A 14167-nucleotide genomic window follows, 5' to 3' on the forward strand; every position below is an offset into this window, starting at 1 on the left:
ACGGCCATCGTGCAATGTCGAAAGCCGAGTTCAGGGGCTCGGCATGACAGCGTGATGACGGGCCGAAGCTGCGCGGTCTCTCAGAGCCGCAGCGGCGCAGCGTAGCCCGTCATCTCCAAGTAGCCCCGGCCGACACGGCGCCCCTGTGCATCGAGCAGATCGCTCACGCCTTCCCAGTACACGCCGCCGGCAGAGCCACGGCTGTCGAGCTCCTGATCGTCGAGCAGGGCGCGCACCTCGAAGCTGCCCGATGGGGTCTGCACGCGCCACTGCGTCGGGTACTTCGCCTGCGTGCGCGGACTGGTCCACGCGCTCACACCGTCGAAGCGCACCTCGTCGCTGCCGAAGATGCGCAGCGCACCGTCGCGTGTGCGAAACGATCCGCCCGCCCACAATGCACCGCCGTCGCGACGCCGCAAACGGAAGGCGGTGAGGGCGCTGCCGTCGTCCAGGTTCATGCCGATCCAGTCCCAGCCCACGGCGTCGGGATGCATCAGCGCCTCGCTCCATTCATGGTCGAGCCAGGCGGTGCCGTCGACGTCGAAGGCCTGGCCTTTCTTGAGCGTCAGCCTGCCCTGGGTCTTGAGCTGGGGTTCGCTGTAGTAGTAGCTCGCCTGCGCCTCTTCCGGGCCCTTGCGCGAGAGTCCGGCCTTGCCCTGCAGCAGCACCGGCTGCGTGGGCGCGAAGCGCAGGTCGATCGAAAACTCACCGGCCGGGATGTGCGCCGAATAGCTGCCGTCCGCCCCGCGTACCAGCGACCAGTCGCGCAGGCGCACGTCGGTATCGGCTTCGCTGGCCGACGCAATGCCGAAGCCCGCGCGTGCAATGCGCTGGTCGTGCAGCAGCACGCGGCCTTCGAGGTCGGTGACGGCCGCATGCGCGAACACGAGATGCTTGGCCGCGAAGGCCGAGCGCAGGCCTTGCGCCGCATCGACGCGCGAGCGGAAGAACGTCACCTGGAAGCCGAACTCGCGTCCCGCCAGCGTCTTCGCGTGGCCCGTGATGTACCACCACTCGGTTTGCAGTTCGGGGTGGCTGCCGAAGTCGCGCGGGAACTGCAGCGCGCGCGCAGGTAATGCCCAGCTTGCGGGCGCCGCGGCGGCCAGCGCCGCGAGCAGCAGGCTGCGCCGGGAGAGACTGAGGAAGGCAGGCGGCGGCATCACTCCGCAACCAGCGCGTCGATGCGCTGCTGCGACGGTCCGATGTCGCCGAATGCGTTTTGCACCCAGGCCGCATCGTGATAGCTCGGCAGGTAGCGTTCGCCCGCGTCGCACAGCAGCGAAAGAATGGAACCCTGCCGGCCGGCCGCGCGCATCTCGCGTGCAATGGCCAGCATGCCGACGAAGTTGGTGCCGGTCGAAGGGCCGACCTTGCGCCCCAGCAGTGCCGAGAGCGCATGCATCGCCGCCACCGAATCGAGGTTGGGCACTTCGATCATGCGGTCGACCAGCGTGCGGATGAAGCTCGGCTCTACGCGCGGCCGGCCAATGCCTTCGATGCGCGAGCCCGCCGCCGTCATCGTTGGATCGCCTGTGCGGTGGTAGGCCGAGAACACCGAGCCCTCGGGGTCGGCCACGCACACCTGCGTGTCATGGCAGCGAAAGCGCACGTAGCGCCCGATGGTGGCACTGGTGCCGCCGGTGCCCGCGCCCACCACGATCCAGGCCGGCACCGGATGCCGCTCCCGCGCCATCTGCTGGAACATGCTTTCTGCGATGTTGTTGTTGCCGCGCCAGTCGGTGGCGCGCTCGGCATACGTGAACTGGTCCATGTAGTGGCCGCCCGTTTGCTCGGCGAGCGCACGCGCCTCTTCGTAGACCTGCGACGCGTGATCGACGAAATGGCAGCGCGCGCCATAGAAAGCGATTTGGGTCACTTTCTCTGGCGAGGTGCTGCGCGGCATCACGGCGATGAAGGGCAGGCCCAACAGACGCGCGAAATAGGCTTCGCTGACCGCCGTCGAGCCGCTCGAGGCCTCGACGATCGTGGTGTCTTCGCGCACCCATCCGTTGCACAGCGCATAGAGAAAAAGCGATCGCGCGAGGCGGTGCTTGAGGCTGCCTGTGGGGTGGGTCGACTCGTCCTTGAGGTACAGGTCGATGCCTTGAGCGGCGAGCGTTGGCAGCGGCAGCGGGATGAGGTGCGTGTCGGCGCTGCGGTGGTAGTCGGCTTCGATGCGGCGGATGGCTGTGCCTTGCCAGCTGGTGGGGGTTTGCTGCATATCACTGGCAGTCTACAAGGGTCTTGTTTGTTTCCCGAGGCCGGGACTCGCCCCGGCGGGCGACTCACTTTCTTTTGCTTCGCCAAAAGAAAGTAAGCAAAGAAAAGGCGACCCCACTGTCTGCGACCCCTGCGCTTCGCTACGGGGCAACCTGCGGTGCTCGCGTTTCGCGGGGTCCGCAGAACTCGCTTCGCTCAAACAGCTGCGGCCCTGATCCGCGAAACTCTCCGCTCCTCGGCGCATACAGAGGGGCTTGGAGACCACACGGGCCTTTGCTTCGCTCGGCCACCAGGCCACCGCAGGCGCTACGCGCCTGCGGTGGTTGGTATTGGGCTTCGGTATTGAGTTTTGCAGTTGGCCTTGGGGCCGAGCGAAGCGATGGCCTGTCGGCTCCCACCCCTTCTGTATGCGCCGAGGAGCGCAGATGCAGGCGGGATCAGGGCCGCAGCTGTTTGAGCGAAGCGAGTTCTGCGGACCCCCGCCGGAATCGAGCACCGCAGGTTGCCCGCAGCGAAGCGAAGGGACGCAGACAGTAGGGTCGCCTTTTCTTTGCTTACTTTCTTTTGGCGAAGCAAAAGAAAGTAAGTCCGCCGCCGGGCGGATATCCCGGCCTCGGAACTCAAAAAACCCCTACCAATCCTCCTTAACAGCAAGAACAACATCCTTCCCAGCAGCCGCCCGCCCAGCCATCCACGCAGTCACCGTCCCCGCGGCCACAACAGCAGCGCAAAGCACCAGCAACCGACCCCAAGGCACCAGCAAATCCATCGTCCAGTGAAAGCTCTGCGGATTGACGACTTTCACCAGCACCACCGACACCGAGAGCCCGAGCAAGAGCCCGGCCACGGCCCCGATCGCTGTCCATGCCGCGCCTTCGCCCGCCACCACGGCCAGCACCTGCCGCCGCGTAAAGCCCAGATGCGCGAGCAGCCCGAACTCCTTGCGCCTGGCCAGCACCTGCGCGCTGAAGCTCGCCGCAATGCCGAACAAGCCGATGGCAATGGCCACGGCCTGGAGCCAATAGGTGACTGCAAAGCTGCGGTCGAAGATGCGCAGCGAAGTCGCGCGGATCTGCCCGACGGAGGAGATCTCGATGTTCGAACCGGATTCGCCGCTCACGCCGCTGCGACGCGCCGCAAGCTCGCGAACCGCGGCTCGGACTGCGCCTTCGGATGCGCCCGGCGCAAGCCACAGCGACACATCGCTCACGTTGCGTTCGCCGGTCAGCCGCTCGAAATCGCGCGCGTCCATGGTGATGGCGCCGAACTGCCGCGCATAGTCGCGCCACACGCCCGCCACGAAGAATTTCGCCGCCTCGGAACCCGTGGCGCCGCCCAATGCCGAGGACAGCGGTGCGAACAAAGCGCCCGGCTTGGCGCCATACAGCTCGACCATCGGTTCGCTCACGTAGATGCCGATCTGTCCCGCGGGCACCGGCAGCGCGGGGCCCACCAGTGGTAGCGCCTGCGCCGCGCCGCCATCGAGGCTCCGCGAAATCAGCGCGACCGCGGGCTGTGCGGGGTCGAGCTGCAGCGACCGGGTGCGCAGCGTGCCGGTACGCTCCACGCCGGGCAGTCGTGACAGCGCCTGCACGAAGGCCGGCGGGAAGGTGGCCGTGTCGCTGCTGCTCTGGGTGCCCGAATTGCCGGAGCGGCCGCTCGAGGTGGCGCGAAGATAAAGATCGGCCGGCAGCACCACGTCGAGCCAGCGCGTCACCGAATCGCGGAAGCTTGCGACCATGACCGTGAGCGCCACCGCGAGGCTCAGGCTCGCGACCACGCCGCTGACCGCCACGGCGGCGGTGCCGCGCATGCGCCGCGCGCGCTCGATGGCGAGCATCGGCAACACGCGCTGCGCAAACACGGGCGCCACGCGGTCGTAGAGCAGCGCGATCAGCCAGGGCAGTGCGGTGATGCCGCCCACGAGCAGGCAGCCCACCGAAAGATAGGCCGCCACCGGAATGCCGCCGATGGCCGGCATGTTGGCCAGTGCCGCGCTCGCGGCAATGAGGCCGAGCGCCAGCCAGTGGCTCTTGCTTTGGACCGGTGCGGCGCCCAGGCCCTTGAGGGTCTGCGCCTCGGGCAGCGCCTGTGCCGCGCGCGCGGGCCACCAACCGCCCACCAGGGCCGCGAGCACGCCGAGCCCGCCGTACAGCAAGGCCGAGCCGGTGCTCCAGTGCAGTGCGGGCGCCACGCCCTCGAAGTAGCCGCCGCCGAGGTCGCCGCCGAGCACGCGCAGCGCGAAGGCCGCGAGCGCAGTGCCCAGGGCCAGGCCGGCGCCACTTCCGATCAGGCCCAGCACCAGCGATTCGAGCAGCACCAGGCGCAGCCGCTCGCGCGGCGTCAGGCCCAGCACGCCGAGCAGCGCGAACTGCTGCGCGCGCTTGGCCACGCTGAGTGCCAGCACCGAGAACACCAGGAAAGCCCCGGTGAAAAGCGCCACCAACGCCAGCACCGTCAGGTTGACGCGGTAGGCGCGCGAGAGATTGCTCACACGCTCGGCCGCGTCGCCCGGCTCGGCAAACTGCAAGCCGGCGGGCCAGCCCGGTGACCGCTGCAACGACGCGATGAACGCCGCCTGATCGGTGCCCGGTGCCAGCCTCAGGTCGACACGGCTGAGTTGGCCGAGCTTGCCGAACAGGTCTTGTGCGGCCGCGATGTCCATCACCGCCAGCGCCGTTCCGCTGGCGGCGACATGGCCTGCAACTTCGAGTTGCTGCCAGGCGCTGCCGCTGCGCAGCTGAATCGTCTCCGCGCGGCCTTCCACCGCTTCGGCCGGCAGGCCGAGCACTTTGCGCGCCGCGGCATTGAGAAACACATGGCCCGGCGCCAGCATCGCGAAACGGTTGGCGTTCTTGCGGGGCTGCGGCATCAGCGCCGGTGCGATGGTGGGCAGCGCAAGCGCATCGATGCCGATCACGCGCATCGGCACCTGGCGTTCACCAGCCAGCGCCAGGCCCTGGAACTCGAGCACCGGGCTCGCCAGCGTCACCTGCGGATGCTGCGCCAGACGCGCGAAAACAACTTCGTCGAAGCTGCCCTGCACGGCGCGCACCTCGAGGTCCGGCTGGCCGTTGACCGAACGCACCGCGCTCGAGAATTCGTCGAGGGCCGAGGCATTGATGAGCTGCACCGAGAACGCGAGCGCCACGCCCAGCATCACGGCCAAGACGGCCGCGGCGTTACGCCAAGGGTGGTGGCGCAGTTCCTGCCAAGAAAAGGTGGTGAGCAAGGCACGCATGACGCGATTGTGGCTGGCGCCCGGGAGCGCGCACGAATCTCAAAGCCGCTCAGACATCCCGTTGAGATAGGCGCGCACGGCTGCGCTGGTGCTGAGGCCAATGGCGCGGTCGAAAGCCTGGCGCGCCGCGGCACGCGCACCGCCGGCCGCCAGCAGGTGGGCGCGCGCTGCCCAGAAGGGCTGATAGCTCGCGACCTCGTCCGCTGGAATGGCATCGAGCGCCTGCAGGCCAATGTCCGGGCCGCGTGCATTCGCCAAGGCGCAGGCGAGGCTGACCTGCGCGCCGACGCTGGGCCGAAGGGCCAGCAGGCCCTCATACAGCGCCACCAGCGCTTCGGGTGGCACCGGTGCTCCCACGCGCCGCTCGCAGTGCGCCGACTGGATGGCGGCTTCCAGCTGGTACGCGCCGATGCGCTGCATGCCTGAGGCGCGCCGCAGGCATTCCTCGGCTTGCGCGAGCAGTGCGGGATCCCAGCGTGCCATGTCCTGCCGGTCGAGCGGCACATAGGCGCCGGCCTCGCTGCGGCGGGACGCCGCGCGGCTCTCGCAAAACAGCATCAGCGCCAGGAGCCCCAGCGGCTCGGGTTCGTTCGGCATCAGGCTGCAAAGAATGCGGCCGAGGTCGATGGCTTCGGCCGTGAGGTTGCGGGGCAAGGCATCCGCGCCGTCGACGTCGTCCCAGCCGGTGCCGTAGGCAGCATAGATGCCGTCCTGAACATCCTGCAGCCGTTGCGACAGGTCGCGAGCCTGCGGGTATTCGAAGGGAATGCCCGCGGCCCGAATGCGCGCCTTCGCCCGCACGAGGCGCTGGCCGAGCGTGGAGGGCGAGGTCAGGAAGGCGCCCGCCATGCGGGCCACGTCGAGCCCGAGCACCGTCTGCAGCATCAGCGGCGCACGGGCGGCCGCGTCGATGGCGGGATGCGCGCACACGAAGAGCAGCCGCAAGCGCTCGTCGGGCACGGCCGCGCCGTCGGCGGCGCCCACGTCCACCTCGCCGGCCAGCAGCAGCAGGGTTTGCGTGGCCGCATCCTGCACGCGGGTGTGGCGCCAGGCGTCGAGCCTGCGGTGCCGCGCGACGCTGAGCAGCCAGGCGTCGGGCTGGTCGGGAATTCCGTCGGCGGGCCAGCGCTCGAGTGCGCGCGCGAACGCATCGGCAAGCGCATCTTCGGATGCCGCAATGTCGTGCGTGCGCGCCGAAAGGATCGCGAGGAGCCGCCCATACGACTCGCGCGCTGCCCGTTCGGCGGCCCGATGAGCCGCCGGATCGTTCACGCGGCGGCTGTTGCGGTTGCAGTGAAGACGGGGCGCACCTCCACGCCGCCGCTGGTGGCGCACGGCGCCCGCGCGGCCCACTCGAGAGCCGCATCGAGGTCGGTCACGTCGATCACAAAGTAGCCGCCGAGCTGCTCCTTGGTGTCGGCGAAGGGGCCGTCCTGCACTTGGCGCTTGTCGCCGCGCACGCGCAGCGTGGTGCCGGTCATGGGCGGGAACAGGCCGTGGCCGCCCAGCGAAATGCCTGACGCGCGCACGGCGTCGGCATAGGCCATCCAACTGGCCCGCAAGGCTTGCGAAGACGCATCGTTGCGCTGCTCGAACTCGGCTGCGGGTTGGTAAAACATCAACATGTACTGCATGGTGTCTCTCCGTCATGGAAAAGGTGCTGAGCAGGATCGCTCACCCCAATGACGGCCCGCAGCCTGTCATTTCGACACGAGGCGGTGTCGCGCGGGATTATTTTTTACGCGATCGTCGTTCGGCGCAACGGTTCGCGCCAAATAACGGAACGGCCGGTCATCCGCGAGTACCGGGTTTTTGCCCATCGGGCTTCAACGGATCGAAAGCCGCCGCTAAGCTCGGCCCATGCAACTACCTACCTACGACGACGTCATTGCCGCGGCTGCGCGGCTCGAAGGCCATGCCCACCGCACGCCCGTGCTGCGCTCGCAGACGGCCGACGAGCGCTGGGGCGCCAGGTTCTTCTTCAAGTGCGAGAACTTGCAGCGCATGGGCGCATTCAAGTTTCGTGGTGCGTTCAATGCGCTGTCGAAGTTCAGCGCTGCGCAGCGCAAGGGCGGCGTGATCGCGTTCTCCTCGGGCAACCACGCGCAGGCCATTGCGCTGTCGGCCCGGCTGCTCTCGATGCCGGCCGTCATCGTCATGCCCAAGGACGCGCCCGCCGCCAAGGTCGCGGCCACGAAGGGCTATGGCGCCGAAGTGGTGATGTACGACCGCTTCACCGAAGACCGCGAGGCGCTGACGAAGCGGCTTGCGCAAGAGCGCGGCATGACGATGATTCCGCCCTACGACCATCCGGACGTGCTCGCGGGCCAGGGCACCGCGGTGAAGGAGCTGATCGAGGAGACCGGCCCGCTCGACCAATTGTTCGTGTGCCTGGGCGGCGGCGGGCTGCTGTCGGGTTCGGCGCTGTCGGCGCGCGCGCTGGCGCCGGATTGCAAGGTGTACGGCGCAGAGCCCGAAGCGGGCAACGACGGCCAGCAGTCTTTCCGCGCCGGGAAGATCGTGCACATCGAAACGCCCAAGACCATTGCCGACGGCGCGCAGACGCAGCACCTGGGCGAGTACACCTTCGCGATCATCCGGCGCGACGTAGACGACATCTTCACCGTGACGGACACGCAGCTCGTCGAGGCGATGCGCTTCTTTGCCGAGCGCATGAAGATCGTGGTGGAGCCGACGGGTTGCCTCGCTTTCGCGGGGGCCATCGCGGCAGGCAAGGCCATTGCGGGCCAGCGCGTCGGCATCGTGGTGAGCGGCGGCAACGTCGACCTCGCGCGCTACGCCGCGCTGCTCGCGTAGCTCAGGCGCGAATTCCTTCGGCCGTGAGATGCAGCAGGCGGTCCGCACGGGCCGCCGCGCTCTCGGAGTGCGTCACCAGCACCAGCGAGGCGCCGTGCTCGCGCGTCTGGCCGATCAGGAGCTCCATCACCTTGGCGGCGGTGGCGGGATCGAGGTTACCGGTGGGCTCGTCGGCCAGCAGCAGGGCGGGGCGGTGCACCAGTGCACGCGCAATCGCCACGCGCTGCAGCTGTCCGCCCGAAAGCGTCTGCGGCAGGCGCGCACCCATGCCGGGCATGCCTACCGCTTCGAGCATGTGCGCGACACGGCCGTCGTCCTTCTGCCCGCCCAGCAGCATGAGCGGCAGCGATACGTTCTGCGCCACGTCGAGGTGCGGCAGCACATGAAAGGCCTGGAACACGAAGCCCACGTGGCGCCGCCGCCAGAGCGCGCAGGCTTCGCCGTCGAGCGCGCCGATGTCGGTGCCCTCGTGCGTGACGGTGCCCGCATCCCAGCTGTCGAGCCCGGCCATGCAGTTGAGCAGCGTCGACTTGCCCACACCCGATTCGCCGACGATGGCGACGAATTCGCCGGGCTCGACGGTCAGCGTCACGTTCTCGAAGACCGGGACATCGCCATAGTGCTTGGCGAGCTTGGAAATGCGCAGCGTCATGCGGCGGTTGCAATGCGTTGAACGGCGGTCTGCACGGCGTCGGGCGCATCGCAAGCGATGACGGTGCGAGCCGGCATGCTGCGCAGCCAGGTGATCTGCCGCTTGGCAAGCTGTCGCGTGGCCGCGATGCCGCGTTCGCGCAACTCGTTCATGGCCTTGGCGTCGGGCGTTGCGCTGCCAGACGTGTCGAGCATTTCCCACGCCTGGCGATAGCCCACGCAGCGCATGGAGGGGAGCTCTGTCGAGAGGTCGCCGCGTGCGCGCAGTGCCCTGACCTCGTCGAGGAAGCCGGCTGCCAGCATGGCGTCGAAGCGATCGGCAATGCGCGCATGCAGCCAGGCGCGGTCGCCGGGTTCGAGCGAGAAGAGCATGCCCCCGGCCAGGCCTTTCGCAGCCTTGTTTTCCCCGGCATGAAAGCTCGACAGGGGCTGCCCGCTGCTCTCCCAGACTTCGAGCGCGCGCTGGATGCGCTGGCTGTCTTGCGGCGCAAGGCGTGCGGCCGTCACGGGGTCGACCTTGGCGAGCCGCGCATGCATGGCGGGCCAGCCCAGCGCGGCTGCTTCGGTGTCGATGCGGGCCCGCACCGCGGCGTCCGCGGCAGGCATGGCATCGATGCCGTCGAACAGGGCCTTGAAATAAAGCATGGTGCCGCCCACCAGCAGCGGCAAGGCACCGCGGGCGCGGATCTCGTCGATCAGCCGTGTCGCATCGACCACGAAAGCCGCGGCGCTGTAGCTCTCGGCGGGGTCGAGGATGTCGATCAGGTGGTGCGGTACGGCTGCCTGTTCGGCCAGGCTCGGCTTGGCGGTGCCGATGTCCATGCCGCGATAGACGAGCGCGGAATCGACGCTGACGATCTCGACCGGCCGTACGCGTGCCACCGCCAGCGCTACCGCGGTCTTGCCGGAGGCGGTCGGCCCCGCGAGCGCTATGTATTTCAGGTTTTCAGGATGGCCGGTGGCGGCAACAGAGGGCGGCATAAGCGCCCGAGGGTAACAACAAAAACGAAGCCGGGCCTTGCGTCAGATGGCCTGCGCGCTGGCGGCGGCCTTGGCGCGCGCTTCTTGCGGCAGAGCAGTCGAATCCGCGCCCTGGGTCGGCGGCAATACGGGCACCGGTTGCGCGGCGCGCGTCACGGGCATGGGCAAGCCATCCGTGTGCCGCACGGCCAGGGTGGCCTCGGGCTTCATGCGGAACAGCTGAGAGAGCGCGGAGCGGTACTGGGCCTCTCCGACCGAATTGGTGTTGTGGTGCGACCCGCCCTCGACCAGCACGAACAGCTTGGGGACCGTGGCCGCGTTGTAGAGCTTGCGGCCCAGCGTGGGGTTGATGAGGCTGTCGGCGGTGCCATGCACCACCAGCAGTGGCGCGCCGATGTCCTTGACCCGATTGATCGCCTCGAAGCGCTGCGTGATGAGGGCACCGAACGGCAGCCAGCCCCACTTGAAGCCGCTCACCACGTCGGCAATGGAGGTGAAGGTGCTTTCGACGATGGTGCCGCTCTCGTCGTTGACGTGCGCGGCCAGGTCGATGCCGATGGCGCCTCCGAGCGAGTGGCCGAAGATGTAACGGTGCTGACGGGGGTGGCGGGCGGCAAGCCAAGTCCAGGCGGCGCGGGCGTCTTCGCGTGCCGATTCTTCGGACGGCAGGCCCTTGGAGCTCTTGCCGAAGCCGCGGTAGTCGATGGCCAGCACCGAAAAGCCCAGATCGTGCATGCGCTGGATGCGCGGCGCCGAGCCGGCCACGTTGTAGCGGGCACCATGCAGGTAAAGCATCACGGGCCGGTCGGTAGTTTCGGGCTCGCCGCCGAGCCAGAGGCCATGAAGGCGTGCGGATTCTCCGGTAATGGACGACTGGAAGTCGATCCAGACGTCCTGCATGCCCTCGGTCATGGTGGCGGTGTTGCCCCAGCTGCGGTCGCTGGGTTGAAAGATCCACTCGCGTTGCTGCTCATCGAACGTGGAGCAACCGGCCGCCAGAAGGGCGCACAGCGAAAGAACGGAGGCAAGCAGGGACCAGCGTTTCATGGGCTAGAGGGACAGCGAAGCCGGCAGAAAGTTCATGTACTTTCGACTGAAACGCGCCGACACTGCGCCTCAGCACCCCTCCCTCGCAGTGCTCATGCGGCACTTTGTTCTACACATGCAACGCCCGTGCCCGTTTCACGGATGACCGCCAAAAACCCCGGAAAAACCCTCAAAAGCACCCGATTGGTTACCTGCCGCGCATAAAAAGCGCGTCCAGCTCGCGAATCGACAGCTGCCGCCAAGTGGGGCGGCCATGGTTGCACTGGTCCGAGCGCTCGGTTGCTTCCATTTGACGTAATAAAGCGTTCATTTCGTCGATGGTGAGCTTGCGATTGGCCCGCACGGCACCGTGGCAGGCCATAGTCGAAAGCAATTCGTTCCGTGCCCGCTGCACCACGCTGCTCGCTTCGTGCTGGGCCAGTTCGGCCAGCACGCTGCGCGCGAGCTCCACCGGATCGCCATCGGCCAGGGTGCCCGGGACCGCACGCACCGCAAGGGTGCGCGGCGAAAAGGGGGTGATTTCCAGCCCCAGCGTGGGCAGTACCGCGGCGCAGGCTTCGGCGGTGGCCACTTCTTGCGGCGTGGCCGCGAACGTGGCCGGAATCAGCAGCGGCTGGCTGGTGATGGCGGCGCCGTCCAGCTGCATCTTGAGCCGCTCGTAGACGATGCGCTCGTGCGCGGCGTGCATGTCGACCACGATCAGGCCCTGGCTGTTCTCGGCCAGGATGTAAATGCCTTGCAGTTGCGCCAGCGCGCGGCCGAGCGGCCAGGCTTCGTCGTGGGTGGCAAGGGCTTCGGGTGCTGACGATTCACCCGGCAACCCGGCCGGGGCGCGCAACGCCATCGGCGATGCGCCGGCACTGGGCCAGCCCGAGGCAGCGGGCTCGGGTGAGTGGGACGCCTCGTCCGCCCGACGCGGCCACATGGCCTCGAAATCGCCGGCCCCGCGCTCCCTGGCCGTGAAGTTGATGGCGGGCTGCGCCCAGGTGACGCCCGAAGCCGGCAGGTTCGGCTTGAAAAAGGGTTGCTGCACGCCCGCCGGCGCCACCGCATCGCCCGCGCGCGGCGCGGCAAGCGCGTTCTCGATGGCGTGGCGCACCGCCTGGTGCACCTCGCGCCCGTCGCGAAAGCGCACTTCGATCTTGGTCGGATGCACGTTCACGTCGACCCGCGACGGGTCGATTTCGAGGTAGAGCGCGTACACCGGCTGGCGTTGGCCATGCAGGACGTCTTCATAGGCGCTGCGCACCGCGTGCGAAAGCACCTTGTCGCGCACGAAACGGCCGTTGACGTAGAAGAACTGCTGATCTCCGCGCGACCGGGCCGCGTCGGGAATGCCCGCACGGCCGACCACGCGAACCGGGCCGCCGACATGATCGACTGCCACGCTCTGCGCCACGAAGTCGTCGCTGAGCGCATCGGCGAGCCGCTGCTCGCGCTGGTCAGCGGCGCGCCACTGCTCCACCAGCTTGCCGTCGTGCCACACCGAGAAGCCGACTTCTTGCCGCGCCAGCGCATGGCGCCGCACGGCCTCGATGCAGTGGGCCAGTTCGGTGGCGTCGGTCTTCAGGAACTTGCGGCGTGCCGGCGTGGCGAAGAAAAGCTCGCGCACCTCGACCGTGGTGCCCACGGCGCGGGCTACCGGGCGCAATTCGCCGGTGCGGCCATCGAGCGCAAAGGCACCGTCGGCACCCGCAAAGCGCGAAAGAATGCTGAGTTCGGCAATGGCATTGATGGCCGCGAGCGCCTCGCCGCGAAAGCCCATGGTGCCCACGGTTTCCAGGTCGTTCAGGCTGGCGATCTTGCTGGTCGCATGGCGGCGCAGCGCCACCGTGAGTTCCTCGCGCGGAATGCCCTGGCCGTCGTCCTCGACCGAGATCAGCCGAACGCCACCCGAGGCCAGCCGCACCGTGACCTGCCGTGCGCCTGCATCGAGTGCGTTGTCGAGCAGCTCGCGCACCACGGATGCCGGGCGTTCGACCACTTCGCCGGCCGCGATCTGGCTGATCAGCTCGTCGGGAAGTTCGCGGATCGGACGTCGTTCGAGAGAGGGAATGGAGGAGGGAAGGGCGCTCACGCGAGCATTCTAGAAGCGTCATCCGGATGTATCGAGCTGTCATCCAGGGTCTCTGAATCCATCACGGGAAGCCATGCGGCACGCAGCACGGATAATCCGCCACCATGGAAATCATCAGCTTTCTCGTCGACTTCATCCTGCATGTAGATAAACATCTCGAGGCCTTCGTCATTGCCTATGGACCGTGGGTCTATGCACTGCTCTTCCTGATCGTGTTCGTGGAGACCGGCGCGGTGGTGATGCCGTTCCTGCCCGGTGACTCGCTGCTCTTTATCGTGGGTGCACTGTGCGGCGTGGGGCTGATGAGCTTTCCGCTGGCCTGCGCGGTTCTGATTGCCGCTGCCATCCTGGGCGACCAGTGCAACTACAGCATCGGCCGCTTCTTCGGGCCCAAGGTCTTCAAGTGGGAGAACTCGCGCTTCTTCAACCGCAAGGCCTTCGACCAGGCGCATGCGTTCTACGAGCGCTACGGCGGCGTCACGATCATTCTTGCCCGCTTCATGCCCTTCATTCGCACCTTTGCGCCCTTCGTGGCCGGCGTGGCCGAAATGAGCCGCGCAAAGTTCACGATGTTCAACGTGGTCGGCGGGCTGATCTGGGTGCTTGGCATCGCAACGGCGGGCTATTTCTTCGGCAACCTGCCCTTCGTGCGCGAGCACCTCGACAAGATCATCTGGGCGCTGATCTTCGTGCCTGGCCTGATCGCCATCTTCGGCGCCTGGCGTGCGTCGCGCGCGGAAAAGGCTCGCGCGCAATTGCCTTCGAAGGCCTGACCGGCGCTCAAAAAAAGCGCGCCGGTGGTGGCGCGCTTCTCAGTAGAGGGTCAGAACGGGTCAGTAGGTCGGACCGTTGCGCGGGTAGTAGGTGTTCGGCGGATAAGCGCGCTGGCTCTCGTAGTAGTTGCGTTCGTCCACACTACGGCCCACCTGGTTGCCAATCACGCCGCCGATGGCTGCGCCGCCCAGCGTACTGGCGGTATTGCCGCCAATGGCGTGGCCCACTGCCGCGCCGCCGAGTGCGCCGACCCCGGTGCCCAGGTTCTGATTGGGACCGGATGCGCAACCCGCCACTGCCATGACCGTGGTAGCCGCCGCAGCAGCCATCCAGATTCGTGCCTTCATCATGTCGTCCAC

At 67.7% G+C, this 14167-nt stretch carries 12 protein-coding genes; 2 read left to right on the top strand and 10 right to left on the bottom strand.

The features are described from left to right. Positions 1–80: 80 nt before the first annotated feature. The 5 genes from BLR24_RS13095 to BLR24_RS13120 form a co-directional block, all read right to left on the bottom strand. Positions 81–1160: a lipocalin-like domain-containing protein gene (locus BLR24_RS13095; protein ID WP_093017481.1), complete on the bottom strand. Its 1080-nt coding sequence runs from the start codon at positions 1158–1160 to the stop codon at positions 81–83. Beyond that, positions 1160–2221 (bottom strand): PLP-dependent cysteine synthase family protein, encoded by a 1062-nt coding sequence (locus tag BLR24_RS13100; protein ID WP_093017483.1) that lies wholly within the window; start codon positions 2219–2221, stop codon positions 1160–1162. The genes BLR24_RS13095 and BLR24_RS13100 overlap by 1 nt, the downstream gene beginning before the upstream one ends. Before the next feature lie 630 nt (positions 2222–2851). Further along, positions 2852–5461, bottom strand: a complete 2610-nt coding sequence (locus BLR24_RS13110) for an FtsX-like permease family protein (protein WP_093017485.1) — start codon at positions 5459–5461, stop codon at positions 2852–2854. Between the two features lie 39 nt (positions 5462–5500). Continuing rightward, a complete protein-coding gene (locus BLR24_RS13115) occupies positions 5501–6733 on the bottom strand; it encodes an RNA polymerase sigma factor (RefSeq protein WP_093017487.1) in 1233 nt (410 codons plus the stop codon). After that, a complete protein-coding gene (locus BLR24_RS13120; RefSeq protein ID WP_093017489.1) occupies positions 6730–7095 on the bottom strand; it encodes a YciI family protein in 366 nt (121 codons plus the stop codon). Before BLR24_RS13120 ends, BLR24_RS13115 begins: the two co-directional genes overlap by 4 nt. Positions 7096–7321: 226 nt before the next feature. On the opposite strand from BLR24_RS13120, the gene BLR24_RS13125 reads away from it, so the two are divergent. Continuing rightward, positions 7322–8278: a threo-3-hydroxy-L-aspartate ammonia-lyase gene (locus tag BLR24_RS13125; protein ID WP_093017491.1), complete on the top strand. Its 957-nt coding sequence runs from the start codon at positions 7322–7324 to the stop codon at positions 8276–8278. Between the two features lies 1 nt (position 8279). Here BLR24_RS13125 and BLR24_RS13130 read toward each other — a convergent pair whose 3' ends face one another. The 4 genes from BLR24_RS13130 to mutL form a co-directional block, all read right to left on the bottom strand. Continuing rightward, a complete protein-coding gene (locus tag BLR24_RS13130; RefSeq protein WP_093017493.1) occupies positions 8280–8930 on the bottom strand; it encodes an ABC transporter ATP-binding protein in 651 nt (216 codons plus the stop codon). Beyond that, positions 8927–9910, bottom strand: a complete 984-nt coding sequence (gene miaA, locus BLR24_RS13135; RefSeq protein WP_093017495.1) for a tRNA (adenosine(37)-N6)-dimethylallyltransferase MiaA — start codon at positions 9908–9910, stop codon at positions 8927–8929. Before miaA ends, BLR24_RS13130 begins: the two co-directional genes overlap by 4 nt. A gap of 42 nt (positions 9911–9952) precedes the next feature. Beyond that, complete coding sequence (locus tag BLR24_RS13140) at positions 9953–10957, bottom strand: alpha/beta hydrolase (protein WP_093017497.1); 1005 nt, start codon at positions 10955–10957, stop codon at positions 9953–9955. A gap of 187 nt (positions 10958–11144) precedes the next feature. Next, positions 11145–13034, bottom strand: coding sequence for a DNA mismatch repair endonuclease MutL (mutL, locus tag BLR24_RS13145; protein ID WP_093017499.1), 1890 nt, complete (start codon positions 13032–13034; stop codon positions 11145–11147). A 104-nt stretch (positions 13035–13138) separates the two neighbouring features. Here mutL and BLR24_RS13150 point away from each other — a divergent pair, with 104 nt between their 5' ends. Further along, positions 13139–13807 carry a DedA family protein gene (locus tag BLR24_RS13150; protein ID WP_093017501.1) on the top strand — a complete coding sequence of 223 codons (669 nt, stop codon included), beginning with the start codon at positions 13139–13141 and terminating at the stop codon, positions 13805–13807. A gap of 60 nt (positions 13808–13867) precedes the next feature. On the opposite strand, the gene BLR24_RS13155 is transcribed toward BLR24_RS13150, so the two are convergent. Continuing rightward, positions 13868–14158, bottom strand: a complete 291-nt coding sequence (locus BLR24_RS13155; protein WP_254787271.1) for a glycine zipper domain-containing protein — start codon at positions 14156–14158, stop codon at positions 13868–13870. Between the last annotated feature and the right edge of the window lie 9 nt (positions 14159–14167).

Source organism: Variovorax sp. OV700, assembly GCF_900099805.1.
Classification (GTDB): Bacteria; Pseudomonadota; Gammaproteobacteria; order Burkholderiales; family Burkholderiaceae_C; genus Variovorax.